Below are 17,209 nucleotides of genomic sequence, written 5' to 3' on the forward strand. Positions count from 1 at the left end.
AATACCCCGGATATGATTGGCAAGATGATGCATAAGCAGCTGACGATCAGCTCTTTGATCGAACATGCGGGTCGCTATCACAGTGAAACCACTGTAACTTCTGTCGAAACCTCTGGTGAGGTGGTTCACTCTAACTGGGGCGAGATCGAGGCCAATGCGCGCAAACTTGCCTCTGCCTTGGAGCGGTTGGGTGTGCAGCAAGGGGAGCGCTGTGGCACCATTGCCTGGAATAACCGCCGCCACCTAGAGATCTATTTTGGGGTCGCGGGTGCTGGCATGATTTGCCATACAATCAACCCCCGCCTAAAGCCGGAACAGCTAATCTACATCATCAACCACGCAGAAGATAAGGTGCTTTTCATAGATGAGACCTTTGCCGCTGCTGCAGGACAGCTCCAGGCGCACCTGAAGACTTTGAAACATGTCGTTTTGATGGGGCCCCGGAATGAGGCCATCGCGAAAAAGGTGCCAGGTATACTGTTCTATGATGAGTTGTTGGCCGAGGAAGGAGAGGATTACCTCTGGCCAGAGCTGGATGAAAACATGCCTTCCAGCCTGTGTTACACCTCGGGGACGACGGGTAATCCGAAAGGAGTTCAGTACACCCATCGAACAACGGTACTGCATTCAATCGGTGGAAATCAGCCGGACGGGCTTGCGCTCTCGGCCAAGGATACCGTTATGGCCGTGGTGCCGATGTTCCACGTGAATGCCTGGGGTGTCCCCTATATTACCGCAAGTGTTGGCAGCAAACTGGTGCTTCCTGGTCCCAATCTGGACGGTGAGAGCCTGGTTCGTCTGATTGATGACGAGCGGGTTACCATCGCGCTCGGCGTGCCGACAATCTGGATGGGGCTGCTGCAGGCTCTTGAGAAAACCGGGAGCAAAGCAGAAAGCCTGACACGCACGGTTGTCGGTGGCTCTGCTTTGCCAACCGTGATGATCCCAACGTTCCGTGACACCTACGGGGTTGAGCTGATCCATGCCTGGGGTATGACCGAAACCAGCCCATTGGGGACCCTCAATCAGCTTTTGCAAAAGCACCAGGACCTCTCTGACACGGAGAAAGGATCCATCCGTGAGGGGCAGGGACGCCCTCCCTATGGGGTTGAGTTGCGCCTCGTTGATGAAACGGGGAAGAAACTGCCAGAGGATGGGGTGACGCAAGGAGAGTTGCAAATTCGCGGCCATTGGATCGTGGACACCTATTTCGGGCACGAAGAAAGCGCTCTGACTGCGGATGGTTGGTTTGATACCGGGGATGTCGCCACTATTGACCCGGATGGCTACATGATTATCCGAGATCGCTCCAAAGATATCATCAAATCCGGGGGAGAGTGGATCTCAACCGTTGAGCTGGAAGATATTGCTATGTCCCATCCAGGCATTGCACAGGCAGCAGCCATCGCGGCGCGGCATCCGAAATGGGACGAAAGGCCGGTGGTCATTGCCATCAAAGCGGATGAGGCGCTGACTGAAGCAACGCTTTTGGATTTCTACGAAGGTAAAGTCGCGAGTTGGCAGATCCCAGATAAGGTGATCTTTGTGGATGAATTGCCTCTCGGTGGGACCGGTAAGGTTTTGAAAAACAAATTGCGCGATTCGTTCGGTGGAATTCTTACCGAAACTTAGAAAACCGGGGTGTATATTGTGGCGAAAATGTGGCGATGTGCGTCCTCCTGCCTTTTTCTTAACATCGTTTTGGCGCCTGAGTGCTTCCTTTCTGCCCTTTCTCGGTGGTTTTTCGCCTTAAACCATATGTTTAGATGTCTTAACTGCCGGCAAATTTAGCTGTTAAGACCCGCTTAACACACCGCCTGTTATCCCGGTTGTGGGTGAAAAATAGTGGTGGTGAATATGAGCGCACAAAGCAATATGGCGCCCATTATCATCAAGAAGAAAAAAGTCAGTGGTGGCGATGGTCACCACGGGGGCGCCTGGAAGGTGGCCTATGCGGACTTTGTGACAGCCATGATGGCGTTCTTCTTGTTGATGTGGCTGTTGAACGCAACAACTGAAAAGCAACGTAAGGGTCTGGCAGATTACTTCTCGCCTTCGATCCCACTCAGCCGGGTTTCCGGCGGGGGCAATGGCGCCTTCCAAGGCGACAGCATGTTCACCGAAGATATTCAGCCGCAGTCCGGAACAGGCGCGACTGACATGAACCCAATGGATGCGCAGCAAGCTCAGGGTGAAACCGGGGTGAGCGACTCGCAGAAGGCGGAAGAAGACAGCAAGCTTCGTGCAATCGAAGAGCAGCTTCAGGGTCGCGGTGGCGAGAGCATGGTCTCTATTGAGATGGCGCGGCATATCATAACGCGAATCTCGGACGAAGGGCTAATCATTGAGCTGTTTGAAACTGAAACTGCCAAGCTCTTTGAGGATGGCACAGCGGAGCCGACACCATTGTTCCGCGATCTGGTTCGGATGGTTTCGAGGGTGAGTGCGACAGTGGCAAATGAGGTTGCGGTCAGTGGCCACATCCAGTCGCAGCCGGTGGTGATTGCACAGAATCCTGTCTGGGGTGTCTCTCATCAACGCGCTGATGCAGCACGTACCCTACTTGAATCAGGTGGCATGAAAGCGAATCGGATCCAACGTGTCACTGGTTATGCCGATCGCAAACTCGCAGCGCAAAATCCTATGTCTCCACGCAACAACCGGGTTGAGATTATCCTGCTGCGGGAACAATAAGCTAGGCTTTTACCCTCTTAGACCATCACCGGGCGGCGGCAGATAAATCACATTTTATCTGTTAGCCGCCCGTTAAGTGCTGATGCGCTAGAACTTGCAGCAAGAAGGATTTGTTGCAGCAGAAAGGCGCACTATGACCATTTCTTCCGCCCTGAATGCCGGAGTTTCCGGATTGAGTGCAAACGCCAGCTCTTTGGCGGCTATCTCCGACAATATCGCAAACTCGTCAACACGCGGCTACAAGCGCATCCAAACCGATTTTCAGTCAATGGTGGTTGGATCCAAAGGCGGAAGCTACACCGCTGGTGGCGTAGGTTTTGATAAACTGCGCCTTGTTGATGAACGCGGCCCCCTGGTTGGTACCAATAATGCGACGGATTTGGCGGTAAGCGGCCGTGGCATGTTGCCAGTAGCCGCTTTGTCAGAAGTTGAGAGTGGCAACGGCAATCCCACAATGATGCTGACCACTACCGGATCTTTCCGTACCAACGCGGACGGCTATTTGACCACGGCATCGGGCTTGGTTCTGATGGGTTGGCCGGCCAATGCAAATGGCACAGTTGATGATGGCCCTCGCGATACAGCGGAAGGGTTGGAACCGATCCAGTACAATATGAACCAGCTAACCGGTGAACCAACCACCGAAGTTACGCTTGGCGTCAATCTGCCTGCGACAGAGACCGAAGCAGGTGGTGATGGTGATACTGAGACCCTGACCGTTGAGTATTATGATAACTTGGGCAGCTCGCAGACCCTTACAGTATCTTTTACACCAACGGTTCCGGCTACCGGATCGTCAAATGAATGGACCATGCAGATTTCGGATAGCGCCTCTGGTGGAGCCGTGATTGGCGAATATACTCTCACCTTCGACGATAGCAGAACCGCAGGCGGTTCGCTTGCCTCGGTGACTGCTGTCACCGGTGGTGCCTATGATGCTACGACCGGCAAAGTCATGATCAATGTCGACGGCGGCCCAATGGAAATCGGACTGGGGTTGATTGGTGAAAGTGATGGCTTGACCCAGCTCTCTGACACCTTTGCACCTGCTTCTATCACCAAAGATGGATCGGAAGTGGGCACCATGGTCGGGGTTGAGGTCGACGCGCAGGGATATGTTCGTGCGAATTACGACTCCGGTGCCAGTAAGGTCATCTACAAGGTTCCGCTGGCCGATATGGCGAACCCCAACGGGCTGAAAGCACTGGATAAACAGACTTACCTGCCCTCATCGCAAAGTGGGTCCTACTTCCTGTGGGATGCGGGTGATGGCCCAACGGGTGAGGTTGCTTCTTATTCCATGGAAGAATCAGCAACCGACGTGGCGACTGAGCTGACAGATATGATCAAGACGCAGCGGGCGTATTCTTCAAACGCCAAGGTGATCCAGACTGTCGATGAGATGCTGCAGGAAACCACAAACATCAAGCGGTAAAACCCGCTAGAATTTGACCCTGGCTTAGAAAGAGCGGCCTGAAATGACCATTACAAGTGCAATCAACTCAGCCATGTCTGGGTTGACCGCCAATGCGCGGTCTTCCCAAGTGGTGTCGGAAAACTTGGCCAATGCCCTGACACCTGGTTATTCGGCGCAACGGCTGAATCTCTCAACCAATTCTTATACAGGCGGGACAAAGGTTGATGGGGTTGAGCGTCTTATAGACCCTGCATTGCAAGCCTCAGCGCGTACCGCTGAGGCGGAGCATTCGGCGGCTGAAACCTATGCCAACTTCTATTCTCGGATGTCCAGCTTGGTTGGCGTCGTGGACGATGACACCTCGATCTCTGCGCAGGTTTCAAATTTTGATTCTGCTCTGATCGAAGCAGTTTCGCGACCGGATTCCACAGAACGCCTGCACCAGCTTTCCGTGCAGGCGGATCTCGTTGTGAAAACCATCACCCATGCGGCTGATGGCTTGAACGCACTGAGAGTTGAGGCTGAAACCTCGATCAATTCTCAGGTGCGGACACTGAACAACAGTTTAAAGGAAATCGAGAAACTCAATGCGCGCATTGTTGTGTCCGAGGCAGCCGGTACCAGCACAACTGCGATGCAGGATCAGCGGGATAAGCTGATTGACGAGGTGAACAAGATTATTCCCGTCAATGTTCTGTCGCGGTCCCAGGGTCGTGTAGCCCTCTACTCCGAGGGTGGGGTTGCTTTGATTGATGGGCGTGCGTCGGAAATCACCTTTGACGCGCTGCAGACCATCGAACCCCATATGACGCTGGACAATGGTTTGCTCAATGGGCTCGAGGTCAATGGCAAACTCATTGACACTTCGGCGGACGGCCCATTGAGGGGCGGGACCCTGGCCGCACAGTTTGATATTCGTGATAGTGCGGCGGTTGAGGCCCAGAATGATCTGGATGCGCTTGCCCAAGATTTGGTTGAACGCTTTCAGGACCCTGCCTTGGATGCCACACTGGGGGCAACAGATGCGGGTATCTTTACGGATGCGGGCGGGTTCTTTGATAATACCGTTCCAGCAAATACCGTTGGCCTGTCCGCAAGGCTGGAATTGAACAGTTCCGTTTCGCTGAGTGGTGCGGCCGAAACCTGGCGGTTTCGGGATGGCATCAATGCGGCGTCCCAAGGTGATCCAGGGAATGCCAGCCTGCTGACAGCCTATAGTGATCGGCTGGCAGAAACGCGCTCTGTTTCGACCACCAAACTAGGGGCGATCACCGGCAGCTTGAACACTCTATCGGCTTCGGTCATGTCGCGGTTCGCACGGGACAGCGACACTGCCAACAGCACAATGAGCTTTGCTGCGGCGAGCTTTTCAGAGATGTCCAAGGCCAAATTGGCACTTGGTGTGGACTCCGATGCGGAGCTGCAAAACCTCATGATTATTGAGCGCGCCTATGCGGCGAATGCCAAGATGCTCGAGGCGGTGGACGAAATGATGCAAACATTGCTGAGGATCTAAGAGGATGATTTACAAGACCTATGGTGACCTGAGCATGCATGCGTTTCTGCAAAACAGAAATGCAGAACTCAATCGAGATATCGCCACCCTCTCCAAAGAGATGTCGACAGGGAAGAAATCGGACCTGACAGCAGAGCTGGGTGGGGACTTTTCCTTTCTTGCGGATATCGAAGACAACCTGAAACGCATTGATAGCCAGATCGTTGCGGCAAATGAGACTGAATTGTTCGCGATCAGTATGCAGGGAAGTCTCTCGCGTGCGCATAATGGTGTGCGAGAAATGCGTGACGATCTCCTTTCTCTCTCAACTTTAACCACACCGGTTGAAGCGGAGCGATTCTCTGATCAGGGTCGACAAGAGTTGGCCTCAACCATTGGCGCTTTTAACACCTGGTCAGGGGGACGAAGCCTTTTTGCGGGGACGGCTACGGGAACATCGCCTTTGAATAGTGCCGATACTCTCATGACTGAGCTGGTCGGAGAGGTCTCAGGTCTGACAGATGTTGCTGACATTATTCAGGCGGTCAAAGATTGGTTCGATGATCCAACCGGCTTTGATACGGCAATGTATGTGGGATCCACAACCGATGTTTCGCCGGTGGAAATTGGTGACGGGGATTCAGCGTCGCTGAGCATTCGCGCAGATGATGAACGTCTGAAACATGCTCTGCAGAGTTTTGCGATTCTGTCTCTGGTAAATGAACCTGGTGTGACTATTTCGGATCAAACTAAAGTAGATATTGTTCGTGCTTCTGCGTCTGAACTTGCTGACAGTGATCTCAAACTGATTTCAGCACAGGCTGATGTGGGTTTTGTCGAAGAGCAGTTGGATCGGGCCAAAACGAGAAATGAGGCCAGTAAGACCAGTTTGAGCTTGGCCTTTAATGAGATCGTTCTCTCGGATCCCTATGAAACAACCAGCCGTTTTGAAGCGTCGCAAAACCAGCTAGAAATTCTCTACACGGTGACAGCGCGTAGCTCCAGACTTAGCCTAGTGAACTTCCTATAATGACACGTTTAATCAAATACTTGATCGTCTTTCTGTTCTTGCCAATCATGGTTCAAGCGAACGCTATTCGCCTAAAAGACCTCGTTGAATTTGACGGTGTGCGTGGCAATGATCTGGTTGGGTATGGCCTGGTTGTTGGCCTGGACGGGACCGGGGACGGTCTGCGGAACTCGCCCTTCACCGAAGATATCATGTCCAACATCCTGGAACGGTTGGGGGTCAATGTGACGGGTGAACAGTTCCGTCCCAAAAATGTGGCGGCCGTCTTTGTCACAGCGACCTTGCCTCCCTTTGCGCGCGTCGGTGGTAATATCGACGTTACGGTCTCTGCCATTGGTGATTCAAAATCATTGCTGGGCGGAACGTTGATCATGACGCCACTGAATGCCGCTGATGGGCAGATCTACGCGGTGGCCCAGGGTACAATTCTTGCTGGTGGGGCAGTTGCCGAAGGTGAAGGAGCAAGTGTGACACAGGGTGTTCCCACAGCCGGTGTCATTCCTTCTGGCGGTCGGGTCGAGCGTGAGATTGATTTTGATCTCTCGTCACTCTCCACCATGCGTTTGGCGCTTCGGGAACCCGATTTCACGACTGCGGGCCGTATCGAGCGCGCGGTGAACAGAGAGTTTGGCCGCAATGTTGCGCTTATGCAGGATTCCGGCACGGTTCGCATCGACATTGGTGGTACAAACTCTCGCTCCACAGCTCATGCGATCGGCCGGATCGAAAACATCCTTGTTGAGCCACAGCGCAAGGCGCGTGTGGTCGTTGATCAACGTTCAGGCACCATCGTCATGGGCAGCGATGTACGAATTTCTCGCGTGGCTGTGGCGCAGGGTAATCTGACGCTCAGGATCGAAGAGGCGCCATTGGTCGCACAACCTAATCCATTTGCGGATGGGTCTACGGTCGTCGTGCCGCGTACAACTGCCGCCATTGATGAGGAGCCAGGCATCCAATTGGCAGAAGTTCCAGAGACCACATCCCTGTCAGAAGTTGTTGCTGGGTTGAATGCTCTGGGTGTCTCTCCACGTGACATGATAGACATCCTCAAGAGCCTGAAAGCAGCCGGAGCCCTGCACGCAGAGTTTGTCGTCCGATGACCAGCTGAACTCAATGGATCGATTGTTTAACCCCTGGAAAGCACAAGCTTTCCGGGGGTTTCTTGTCCGCTCGGACAAGACTGGTTTGCCCGATAGAAAAGGTTGGATAGGTCCTAGGCGTGCAAAGACCTAAGCGTGATTTAGCTGGTCTCCCTACGTGCGGTGCACGTTGGAATGCAGAGCGTTTCCCGAATTAGTGAGATGGAGGTTGAGGGCGGTGTCGAATTTTGATGGTGAGCTTTGAAGGGTAAAAGGCATAGGTTTGACAGGCTTGGGAGCAATGGACAGCGCGGAAAACCGCTGTTTGGTGACTTCAGAGATTATTACAAAAGCGGTCTGGGTCTTTCGTGAAGAACGGGACCTTAAGAGGTACAACCCAGTACATCGCAAAGGCAAAAAAGCTCCCCCAGATGGAAACACTACGTAGCAAAACCAATAGTCGCCCCAGCGCAGAACACGGGGGCGACTATTAGAAAATCTGGTCTGTGCAAATTGAGGCGTATTTTAGAGATTAGGGATAATAGCTGCGGACCAAGGCTGTTGCGATCAGGCTCCAACCATCTGCCACCACAAAGAAGGCAAGTTTGAAGGGGAGGGACACAACGGCAGGAGGCACCATCATCATGCCCATCGACATAAGAACCGCTGCAACAACCAGATCGATAACCAAGAAGGGGAGAAACACCAAGAAGCCGATTTGGAACGCACGGGCAATCTCTGACAGAAGAAAGCTGGGAACCAGAACGGAAATCGGTGCATCAACGGTCGGATCAATCCCTTTGGTGGCAGGACGAAGATCCGCGATGGCATAGAAAGTATCCGGATCCAGACGGTTTGCCATGAACCCTCGAAATGGCTCCAGGCTACGGATGAGACCTGTCTCCACATCGATCTGCTCTTCAATAAGCGGGCTTATGCCTGTCTGCCAAGCCTCGGTAAAGACAGGCTCCATGACAAAATAGGTGAGGAAGAGCGCAAGGCTGATCATCAGCATGTTTGGTGGTGCCTGCTGCAGCCCAAGGCCCTGCCGCAGGATCGAAAGCACCGTCACCAGGAATGGGAAACAGGTGATCATGATCAACATGCCAGGAGCCAGACTTAGCACTGTTATTAGCAAGATCAGCTGAATAGAACGCGCTGAAATCGACTGTCCATCCGCAAGCGACAGGCTGAGCTCCTGCGCAAGAGCCGCCTGCGGAAGCATCAGTGCTGCGCTCATCGCGAGCGCAGCAACTATTAGGCTATTGCGTGTCATCCCAACCCGTTTTGCAAATCGGCAATTTCTGTCAGGCGCACGGCCAGCTGCCCGGCCTGTTCACCATCCATTTCTTCAAGTTGACCGCGGGCAACAAGGCGATCTCCAACGTAGAGATCCACGGGATCCTCCACTCTCTTGTCCAGGGTCAGAATGGCGTTCTCCCCGAGACCAACGAGATCACGGATCAAAGGGCGGGCCTTGCCTACAGAGACCACTACTTCGACAGGTACCGATACAAAGGGGTTGCTAGCATCAGTTGCTTTCATGTTGAGATTCTCGGATTCATCCATTATGGCTGTCCTCTCTGACGTGATAGGTGAAGGCATCAATTGAATCATTGATCGATTCAATCAGCCCGGAGCTGTTGATTTCGCGTTCGGATTGCCCAACACGCAAATAGGCTTGACCAAGGGAAAGGTCTGCGCTTTCAGTGACTTTCACTGGTACCGCAAAGCCTTCGGGAAGAAGTGCGCGCACGGCGTTGCCCTCTCCTGGGGAGACGACGATATCCATGGGTTGGTTTGTCTGGCCGCGCGCCATATCGTTCATCTGGTCGACGATATGATGCCCAAAAGTTGCGGACATCGCATCAGGTAGCACGGCGCTGGTCAGAACCTTGAACATCGGATCCAGCGATTCAACCAGTTGCGACTGCGCCTCTTGGTAGGTGAAATTCAGATCTTCCAGGGAACTGGCGAGGGTTGCGGAGATATTGGTTGTTTCTTTGTCCTTGGCGGTCACGGCGTCTTCCCAGCCGGCGCTATACCCTTTTTCAAAAGAGATGAGGCGCTGTTCTTCGACCACTTCCTCTGAGATTTCCGGAATTATCGCTTCGACCTTGGTGGCTGGGCCGAAATCTTCAAGCAGGTGATTGATACTCATCAGGCACGTTCCTCATTCTCTTCCAGCCAGCCGCGCAGAATCTGCACAGTTTCTTCCTGACGCTCGCCGATCATCTCGCGCAGGCGATCAACGGGGTTGTCGCCCCCGCCTCCCATACCGCCGCCGAGCGCTGGAAGTCCGCCCATGCCGCCAAGGGAATCAAATTGGCCGGCCTCGTTCTCAATTTCTCCGTCCAGGGCGATGTTGGAGCCCAGATCAGGGTTCATCATGAAGTCACCCATATTCGGTGCAGTGTTCATGGCTGGTAGTTCAGGTAGCCCACCCGGCAAATCCCCCATGGGGTCTGGAGAGGAGAGAGCAGGGAGCGCGGCAGAATCGCCAGAGCCCGAGGACGCCAGGATTGGCCGTACGACAAAGAGGCCCAGAATTAGACTGACCAGCGCGAGCGCAGCAACCTGAATGATTCCCATCGTGTCGAAGTAAAGGTTGTCCATGAAGGAAGCTGTCGCTTCAGTCCCTTGGGGTTCGATGCTTGGCAGCTCCATGGATTTTAGGGTGATGACATCGCCGCGCGATTCGTCAAAGCCAACCGCTGCGGAAATGAGTTCGCGCAGTGCCGCCAGCTCTTCCTCCGGGCGAGGTTCAAACTGTGTTTCGCCAGTCGCTGTTGTTGAAGTGGTGCCATTGATGAGCACGGCGACTGTCAGGCGTTTGATGGCGCCTGGTCCGCGAATGATCTCTTTCTCGGTCTCTGAGATTTCGTAGTTCACGCGTTCGCGGGTGGCGCTTGTATTGTTTTTGGATCCTTCGCCCGATGCTGCATCACCATCAGGGAGGTTTGAGGCAACGGTGACTTCACCGGTTTGATTGCTGGAAGAATCGGCCCGCTCTTCAACATCTGTGCTGATTGCAACGCGGCTTTCCGGGTCGACACGCTTTTCTCGGATTGATTCCGTATCGGTGACTGTATCTACGCTGACTTCCACTACAGCATTGCCATGGCCCACCCGTGCTTCGACAAGGCGCATGACGCGGTCGCGAATCGACTGTGAGCGGTCATCTGATCCGGCGCCTGCCGCTGCGGCCGCTTCAGTTGAACCGATCAAGGCCCCATTGGCATCGATTACAGCAACATTATCAACGGCCAAACCCGTGACCGCAGAGGCGATCAGGAAGCGAATCGCATTGGCCTGCGCGGGGGTGATCGGCGAGCCAAGAGGAACAACTGATACGGAGGCAGTTGGATCTACAGTGCGTTGAAAAGGATTCGATCCAGTATTCGCGATATGGACACGGGCCTGGCTGATATGGGGGCTGCCCACAATTGTACGCGCCAATTCGCCTTCTTTGGCGCGCCAGTAGGCTGCGTCAAACATTTGCGATGTGGTGCCAAAGCCGGACAGAGAATCGAGCAGCTCATACCCCTTGCCGCCATTTGCGGGCAGACCTTCGCTAGCGAGGGTCAGACGGAGCTCATCTCTTTGATCTGACGGCACATAAATAGAACCGCCTCTTACTTCATATGGTGTTCCGCGTTGTTCGAGGGACCGAACAACATCTCCAGCGGAACCGCTTTCCAGCCCCGCATAGAGCAGTCTCATAGTGGGTTTGCTCACTATATGAGACATCGCCAGGACACTTGCTACTACGGCAATGGTGGCTCCTGCCACTATCAGCCGCTTCTTAGCATCCAACCCAGTCCAGACATTCTTGATCTGCTGCAATTTAACCTCCGTAGCATCGGCGTTCTCTCCGATGTGCGTCCTTTTTGACGGAGGGGCCTTAACATTCGGTTAGTTCCTCAGGGGTTATGAAGAACTTGCACGACGTTTTAGGGATAGCCATGACAGACGCTGTAGTGAATGCGGAAGAAGACGCACCAGTCGCCAAAAAGAGCAAACTGCCCATGATCATTGGCGTGGTTCTGGCTCTGGTAGGCGGCGGGGGTGGTTTCTTTGCCGCACAGTCAGGCCTTCTTCCCTTTGGTCAGTCAGCATCATCCGAAGAGATGCATGCGGCCGAAGTGGCGCCAGAAGGCGTAGATAGTGGTGAGACGGCTGAGGATTTGGCCAATCTTGCCTTTATAGATATGGAACCAATTGTCATCACGCTGCGCAAAGCCAGCGGGTTGAAACACCTGAGGTTCCGCGCACAATTAGAGGTCGATATCGCCAATCAGGCTGCTGTCGAGAAAGTCCTCCCCCGTGTTGTCGATGTCTTAAATAGCTATTTACGCGCTCTGGAGCTGGAGGATCTGACCGATCCCATGGCCTTGCCAAAACTGCGCGCACAGATGCTGCGGCGAATCAACATAGCCACCGGACAGGGGCGTGTTCGCGATTTGCTGATTATGGATTTCGTATTGAACTAGGAGGACGGGATGGACCTTATTGCTGATATCCTGCTTGCGGCTGGAGCCCTAGGGGCTGGCTTTTATTGTCTGGTGCTGTCGCGCCGGTTGAAAAGTTTCAATGATTTGGAAAAGGGCGTTGGCGGTGCCGTAGCCGTCCTTTCCTCGCAAGTGGATGATTTGAACAAGTCTTTTGCGGCCACCCGCAAGATGACGGATATGTCGACCCAAGAGCTTGAACAGCTGACCCATCGCGCTGAAGCGGTGGCACAGAAACTAGAGCTGATGATGGCATCGATGCATGACATGCCCGAGGTTCAGGCCGCTTCGGCAGCACCGGCCCCGCAGGCTGCTGCCGAAGAGCGTGACGCTCTGGCTGCTGCCTATGAATCAGAGGCAACCCATGCGGAACCAGTAGAAGAAGCGGCAAACACAGGCGTTATGTTCAAGCGTCACAGCCGTGAGAGGAACCGGGTGGCATAATGGCAAAGAAGAAAAAGGTAAAAAAGCAGCGCCGAATTCGCGGTGGCGCATTGTTGGCGCTTTCCCTGCTGCTGATTGGCTCGGCCGTGGTGCGGCTTGGAATCGAAGCTGGGCCGGCGATTGCACGAGAAATGGGGAACGTTGAGGCAAAAGATCATATGGCAGAGATGAATGATTCCGGCGCTCTGCATGTGCAAGAAATGCCCTCTTCTGCTGAGTTGCAAACCATGTTGGCCGCTTTCCAAGAGAGAGAGGTCAATCTGGAAATGCGCGAAGCGGAAATTGCCGACCGGATGAAGGCCCTGGAGATTGCGGATCAAGCAATCGAGAAAAAACTGGCTGCCTTGCAAGAGGCCGAAGAGGCGCTGCGCTCGACGCTTGCGCTGGCGGATGGCGCAACCGAGGCAGATGTTGATCGTCTGACCGTTGTTTACGAGCAGATGAAGCCGAAAGAATCGGCCGCTCTGTTTGAAGAGATGGACCCAAGCTTCGCAGCAGGCTTTCTGGCGCGCATGAAGCCGCAAGCGGCAGCAGGCATCATGGCTGGGCTTAGCCCAGAAGCAGCCTATACGATCAGCGTGGTCATGGCCGGGCGCAATAGTGCTGTACCCAAGGAATAACTTGGGTTCAGTGATCAGTCTTTCTTAATCAGACTCGCCTAATCTTAAAAAAAGCAATGGAATTCGGAGCGGCCCTATGATCGGAATAGTGGGTATTCTCATCATCTTTGTAATGGTGTTTGGTGGATATCTCTTGGCTGGCGGTAAGATGGCGATCATCCTCAAGTCGCTGCCATTTGAGATGATGATGATTGGTGGTGCCGCAGTTGGCGCCTTCCTGATTGGCAATGATGCCAGTGGGGTAAAACACACCCTCAAAGATGTCGGGAAGGTCTTTAAGGGACCAAAGTGGAAGTCGGATGATTATCGCGATCTCCTGTGCCTGCTTTTTTCGTTGATCCGAATCGCGCGCGCAAATCCGGTCGAGGTGGAACAGCATATTGAAGATCCTGAAAACTCTTCTGTTTTCAACAAGTATCCCAAAATTCTTGGTGACAGTGAGGCAGTAAATCTGATCTGCGACACCATGCGCTCGGCTTCGATGAACTATGATGACCCGCATCAGGTCGAAGAGGTTCTGGAAAAACGCATGGAGGCAAACCTGCACCATGCAATGCACTCCAGCCACGCGCTGCAAACTATGGCAGATGGTTTGCCTGCTCTTGGAATTGTTGCGGCGGTTCTCGGCGTTATTAAAACAATGGGCTCGATCGACCAGCCACCAGAGGTTCTGGGTAAGATGATCGGTGGTGCTCTGGTGGGTACCTTCCTTGGGGTTTTCTTGGCCTATGGTTTGGTTGGTCCCTTCGCCGGCAAGGTGAAAACCATTACCGAAGAAGACGCACATTTCTACCAACTCATTCGAGAGGTTCTGGTTGCGAACCTGCATAACCATGCAGCAGCGATCTGCATCGAGGTTGGTCGCCAAAATACTCCTTCTCATATTCGCCCAGGTTTCTCTGAGCTGGAAGAGGCCCTGAGGTCGGTGAAACAGGACGCAGCATGATACGGCGTGCATTAGCTATAGCCGCCATGATTATGGCGGCGGGTTACTCCCAGGCCCAGACCATCGTTGCCCGCTCCGGCGAGCACGATGGCTTCTCTCGCCTGGTTTTCCGGCTTCCGGACGGTGCAAAATGGGCCCTCAATCAGACGGGCCGTTCCGCAAGCCTGAGGATTGACTCCCCATCCGTCCTTTTCGATACCTCTCGGGTCTTCAACAAAATTCCTCAGGATCGACTGAAGGCGCTTTCGCAAGTGGCGCCGGGGAAACCACTGCAATTGCAGCTTGGGTGTGATTGCGAAATCAAGAGTTATATCCAGAGCAATGGATATCTGGTGCTGGACATCCGCGCGGGGCGTGGCGCGCCTGAAGCGGCCCATGCGGGGACGCTACTGGGGAATACCTCGTTTGGGGCCCCTCTCCCGGGTAGCTCCTATAGTTTCAATTTGTCTCAAGGCGCAATTATGGATGCACGCCTCGCCTTGAACCAGCGCGCCCAGGTGGCTGGGAATGCTGCCAGCAATCTCCTCGAGGAAGATCTGCAAAGGCGCGTTGAGCAAATCACGCAAGAGCATGCCCAAGGCAGTCTTGATGAGGCACCGGAACCCTCGACAGGAACCAGATTGCTGGTTGAGGGGCTGAGTTCCGAGCTTAGCCACGTCCCAGAGGGTGAAGCCCAGCCACAATTGGCGAGTACTGAAGACGCAGAGGGGCAGGACACAGCCCCAGCCTCTGATGTTCCAGACGTGAACTTGCTGCTCGATTTGGAGGAAAGTGCCCGCACTGCCGCGGTCAACGCCTCTGAGAAACGCCTGCTGCAGCAAATCGGCAGAGCCACAAACCAAGGGCTTCTGGATATCGCACTGGATGATATTCCTGGGCTGGAAAACGAGCGGATGCTCGAACCACTGGGTCGGTCAGATCGCCCTCTGAACGCCCTGGATAATATCTCTGTTACTTCCGCAATCGACCGAGAGGTTGGTTTGGTTGCGAGTTCCGGCAATGATGATGACCAAGAAGATCATTGTATCGCTGATAGTGAGCTTGCGGTTCACAGCTGGGGCAATGAAGAACCCTTTGCGGATCAGATCAGCCCTTTGCGCATCGCCTTGGTACGTGAATTCGATGATGTGAATCCTGCGACCGCGCGGCGCCTTGCGAAGCTGTTCCTTTATTTCGGATTTGGAGCCGAGGCAAAGGCGACATTGGCTATGGTGCCGGAAAATAGGTTAGATCCCCGACGCCGCAGGCTGCAACTTGCCATGGCTGAGTTGCTGGATGGCGCTGAACTTGACATCAACCATCCATTTTCCGGGCAGCAAAGCTGCGATAGCGAAGCCGCCTTCTGGTCTGCTTTGGGTGATGGTGTCATCAAGAAACGGGCTAATACAGATGCAATCCAACAGACCTTTGCGCGGCTGCCGGGTCATCTACGCGTTGCCCTGGGACCAAGGGTCAGCACTATGTTTGCTGAAGCGGGCAACCATCATGTTGCAGAGGCTATCCTGCGGGCTGTGACCCGGACCGGGGCAGAGCCTGTGCCAGAGATCAACCTCGCCGAGGCAGCGATTGCCGAACTGGTCGGGGATACCGAAACCGTTGCGGAAAAGCTCACAGATGAGGTTGCTGAGCGCACCGAGAGCGCGCCAGATGCTCTGATTGAACTGATCAAGCTGAGCTACCGTGAACGCAAGGCCCTATCACCTGATGTGCCGGAACTTGCGGCCTCCTATGAATTGGAAAGTCGCGATACCGAATTGGGCGCACGGCTGAGAGATGCAGAGGTTGTTTCACTGGCTTTGATGGGTCGATTTGAACAGGCGTTTTTTGAGCTGGAAGAAGTCACAGATCATGATGGCCCGGCCGCCAGAGCGCGGACTATGTCTCCCTTGATGACATTGCTGACGGAGCGCGCGGATGATGTCACCTTCCTGAAATATGGATTGGTTTTTGCACAGCTCGCCACAGTAAATGAGGCAACACCCGTTGCAGATCTGATGGCTCGGCGGTTGCTTGATTTGGGTTTTGCGGAACAGGCAGAATCTATTCTGAAAAAACTGGCACTTGAGCCAGGTAACACCGAACGCCGTTTGATGACTGCTGAAATCGCTCTGGCATTGGACAAACCCAGCAATGCTCTGGTTGAACTGATGGGGCTTGAAGGCTCCAAGGCGAATAAGCTGCGTGCCGAGGCCCTGTGGCGGAACGGCGAATATAGTCGCGCCAGCGAATATATGCTGGCAGAGCAGGATCGAAATGCGGCTGCGCGCGGATTTTGGCACTCAGAAGATCGTGATGCGATGGAGACCATAATTTCAACGAGAGGTGACGAACAGCTTCCATTTGAAACTGTTGCCGGCGTCACCAGTGAGATTGAGGAAACCAGTGCGGATCCTGAAGGGTTGGAGCCTCTTGCGCATGCACGTGCCCTGGTGGAAAGCAGCATTGGTACACGCGATAGCATCATGGACCTTTTAAACCGGGTTGGTACGGTTTCCGAGACTGAAAACTAAGCGAATTCAAGCTCTTTGAATCGCTTGAAGGCCGTCATGTAAATGGCGGCCTTTGCCTGTTCTGATAACTGTTTATCAATGGTCTCGCCATAGTTTCAGAGGCGGATGAATCCGCAATTGAGCAGGCAGAATGCCGATGGAAACCAGAATTTCAGATCCGCGTAAGCGGCTGTACCCGGTGGTGAAGGTAAACTTCATCGGCATTGCGACGCTTTTATCTCTTTTCCCCCGCAAAAAGCCTGCGACATCGGGTGTTCGCTTCCCAATGTCCAGTCTGTCAACCTTTTCAAAAGGTTGGCGAAAGACTGGTGGATCTCTTGCTGATTCCCTCAAAATGCATGCCGAAAAGAAAATGCAGTGCTCTGGTCCAGAACGGTCCAGCTACCTTCGTCTGACCCGCAATGTGATTGCGCAACAACAAGAGAAACACCGTGCCTAAACTGACAGTTCAACAGCTTTT

16 protein-coding genes are annotated in these 17,209 nt (G+C 53.8%); 12 read left to right on the plus strand and 4 right to left on the minus strand.

Annotated features, from left to right (window positions below; all coding sequences use genetic code 11):
• The first annotated feature begins 12 nt into the window (after window positions 1-12).
• From RSK20926_RS08215 to RSK20926_RS08240, 6 genes are all read left to right on the plus strand, one after another.
• The gene (locus RSK20926_RS08215) at window positions 13-1,632 is read left to right on the plus strand and encodes a long-chain fatty acid--CoA ligase (protein WP_008205770.1); all 1,620 of its coding nucleotides are present in this window, start codon (window positions 13-15) and stop codon (window positions 1,630-1,632) included.
• A 225-nt stretch (window positions 1,633-1,857) separates the two neighbouring features.
• Entirely contained in the window at window positions 1,858-2,694 is an 837-nt protein-coding gene (locus tag RSK20926_RS08220) for a flagellar motor protein MotB (RefSeq protein WP_008205772.1), read from the plus strand.
• Between the two features lie 133 nt (window positions 2,695-2,827).
• Window positions 2,828-4,129 carry a flagellar hook protein FlgE gene (locus tag RSK20926_RS08225; RefSeq protein WP_037254352.1) on the plus strand — a complete coding sequence of 434 codons (1,302 nt, stop codon included), beginning with the start codon at window positions 2,828-2,830 and terminating at the stop codon, window positions 4,127-4,129.
• A gap of 43 nt (window positions 4,130-4,172) precedes the next feature.
• The gene (flgK, locus tag RSK20926_RS08230; RefSeq protein ID WP_008205776.1) at window positions 4,173-5,627 is read left to right on the plus strand and encodes a flagellar hook-associated protein FlgK; all 1,455 of its coding nucleotides are present in this window, start codon (window positions 4,173-4,175) and stop codon (window positions 5,625-5,627) included.
• Window positions 5,628-5,631: 4 nt separating this feature from the next.
• A complete protein-coding gene (locus RSK20926_RS08235; RefSeq protein ID WP_008205778.1) occupies window positions 5,632-6,636 on the plus strand; it encodes a flagellin in 1,005 nt (334 codons plus the stop codon).
• The gene (locus RSK20926_RS08240) at window positions 6,636-7,739 is read left to right on the plus strand and encodes a flagellar basal body P-ring protein FlgI (RefSeq protein WP_008205779.1); all 1,104 of its coding nucleotides are present in this window, start codon (window positions 6,636-6,638) and stop codon (window positions 7,737-7,739) included. Before RSK20926_RS08235 ends, RSK20926_RS08240 begins: the two co-directional genes overlap by 1 nt.
• 511 nt (window positions 7,740-8,250) lie before the next feature.
• Here RSK20926_RS08240 and fliP read toward each other — a convergent pair.
• Genes fliP through fliF form a run of 4 tightly spaced genes read right to left on the minus strand, consistent with a single transcriptional unit; the run spans window position 8,251 to window position 11,564 of the window.
• A complete protein-coding gene (gene fliP / locus RSK20926_RS08245; RefSeq protein ID WP_008205780.1) occupies window positions 8,251-8,994 on the minus strand; it encodes a flagellar type III secretion system pore protein FliP in 744 nt (247 codons plus the stop codon).
• The gene (locus tag RSK20926_RS08250; protein WP_008205781.1) at window positions 8,991-9,287 is read right to left on the minus strand and encodes a FliM/FliN family flagellar motor switch protein; all 297 of its coding nucleotides are present in this window, start codon (window positions 9,285-9,287) and stop codon (window positions 8,991-8,993) included. The genes fliP and RSK20926_RS08250 overlap by 4 nt, the downstream gene beginning before the upstream one ends.
• Complete coding sequence (locus RSK20926_RS08255) at window positions 9,280-9,879, minus strand: hypothetical protein (protein WP_008205782.1); 600 nt, start codon at window positions 9,877-9,879, stop codon at window positions 9,280-9,282. Before RSK20926_RS08255 ends, RSK20926_RS08250 begins: the two co-directional genes overlap by 8 nt.
• Entirely contained in the window at window positions 9,879-11,564 is a 1,686-nt protein-coding gene (fliF, locus tag RSK20926_RS08260; protein ID WP_037254356.1) for a flagellar basal-body MS-ring/collar protein FliF, read from the minus strand. The genes RSK20926_RS08255 and fliF overlap by 1 nt, the downstream gene beginning before the upstream one ends.
• Before the next feature lie 119 nt (window positions 11,565-11,683).
• Between fliF and RSK20926_RS08265 the strand changes: the two genes are divergently transcribed.
• From RSK20926_RS08265 to RSK20926_RS08290, 6 genes are all read left to right on the plus strand, one after another.
• On the plus strand, window positions 11,684-12,211 hold the full coding sequence (locus tag RSK20926_RS08265; RefSeq protein ID WP_008205784.1) for a flagellar basal body-associated FliL family protein: 528 nt from the start codon (window positions 11,684-11,686) through the stop codon (window positions 12,209-12,211).
• A gap of 9 nt (window positions 12,212-12,220) precedes the next feature.
• Window positions 12,221-12,673 (plus strand): hypothetical protein, encoded by a 453-nt coding sequence (locus RSK20926_RS08270; RefSeq protein ID WP_008205785.1) that lies wholly within the window; start codon window positions 12,221-12,223, stop codon window positions 12,671-12,673.
• Window positions 12,673-13,293, plus strand: coding sequence for a MotE family protein (locus tag RSK20926_RS08275; protein ID WP_008205787.1), 621 nt, complete (start codon window positions 12,673-12,675; stop codon window positions 13,291-13,293). Before RSK20926_RS08270 ends, RSK20926_RS08275 begins: the two co-directional genes overlap by 1 nt.
• Window positions 13,294-13,369: 76 nt before the next feature.
• Window positions 13,370-14,239, plus strand: coding sequence for a flagellar motor stator protein MotA (motA, locus tag RSK20926_RS08280; RefSeq protein ID WP_008205788.1), 870 nt, complete (start codon window positions 13,370-13,372; stop codon window positions 14,237-14,239).
• Window positions 14,236-16,749 carry a hypothetical protein gene (locus tag RSK20926_RS08285; RefSeq protein WP_198136568.1) on the plus strand — a complete coding sequence of 838 codons (2,514 nt, stop codon included), beginning with the start codon at window positions 14,236-14,238 and terminating at the stop codon, window positions 16,747-16,749. Before motA ends, RSK20926_RS08285 begins: the two co-directional genes overlap by 4 nt.
• Before the next feature lie 130 nt (window positions 16,750-16,879).
• Complete coding sequence (locus RSK20926_RS08290) at window positions 16,880-17,188, plus strand: hypothetical protein (protein WP_157133071.1); 309 nt, start codon at window positions 16,880-16,882, stop codon at window positions 17,186-17,188.
• The last annotated feature ends 21 nt before the right edge of the window (window positions 17,189-17,209 follow it).

Source organism: Roseobacter sp. SK209-2-6, assembly GCF_000169455.1.
Taxonomy (GTDB): domain Bacteria; phylum Pseudomonadota; class Alphaproteobacteria; order Rhodobacterales; family Rhodobacteraceae; genus Pseudophaeobacter.

Bases quoted from the DNA above. Each gene is read 5' to 3' on its own strand.
- RSK20926_RS08290 (WP_157133071.1), top strand. From the start codon at position 16,880: ATGCCGATGGAAACCAGAATTTCAGATCCGCGTAAGCGGCTGTACCCG.
- RSK20926_RS08215 (WP_008205770.1), top strand. From the start codon at position 13: ATGATTGGCAAGATGATGCATAAGCAGCTGACGATCAGCTCTTTGATC.
- motA (WP_008205788.1), top strand. From the start codon at position 13,370: ATGATCGGAATAGTGGGTATTCTCATCATCTTTGTAATGGTGTTTGGT.
- flgK (WP_008205776.1), top strand. From the start codon at position 4,173: ATGACCATTACAAGTGCAATCAACTCAGCCATGTCTGGGTTGACCGCC.
- RSK20926_RS08285 (WP_198136568.1), top strand. From the start codon at position 14,236: ATGATACGGCGTGCATTAGCTATAGCCGCCATGATTATGGCGGCGGGT.
- RSK20926_RS08275 (WP_008205787.1), top strand. From the start codon at position 12,673: ATGGCAAAGAAGAAAAAGGTAAAAAAGCAGCGCCGAATTCGCGGTGGC.
- RSK20926_RS08255 (WP_008205782.1), bottom strand. From the start codon at position 9,879: ATGAGTATCAATCACCTGCTTGAAGATTTCGGCCCAGCCACCAAGGTC.
- RSK20926_RS08270 (WP_008205785.1), top strand. From the start codon at position 12,221: ATGGACCTTATTGCTGATATCCTGCTTGCGGCTGGAGCCCTAGGGGCT.
- RSK20926_RS08235 (WP_008205778.1), top strand. From the start codon at position 5,632: ATGATTTACAAGACCTATGGTGACCTGAGCATGCATGCGTTTCTGCAA.
- RSK20926_RS08225 (WP_037254352.1), top strand. From the start codon at position 2,828: ATGACCATTTCTTCCGCCCTGAATGCCGGAGTTTCCGGATTGAGTGCA.
- RSK20926_RS08240 (WP_008205779.1), top strand. From the start codon at position 6,636: ATGACACGTTTAATCAAATACTTGATCGTCTTTCTGTTCTTGCCAATC.
- RSK20926_RS08250 (WP_008205781.1), bottom strand. From the start codon at position 9,287: ATGGATGAATCCGAGAATCTCAACATGAAAGCAACTGATGCTAGCAAC.
- fliP (WP_008205780.1), bottom strand. From the start codon at position 8,994: ATGACACGCAATAGCCTAATAGTTGCTGCGCTCGCGATGAGCGCAGCA.
- RSK20926_RS08265 (WP_008205784.1), top strand. From the start codon at position 11,684: ATGACAGACGCTGTAGTGAATGCGGAAGAAGACGCACCAGTCGCCAAA.
- RSK20926_RS08220 (WP_008205772.1), top strand. From the start codon at position 1,858: ATGAGCGCACAAAGCAATATGGCGCCCATTATCATCAAGAAGAAAAAA.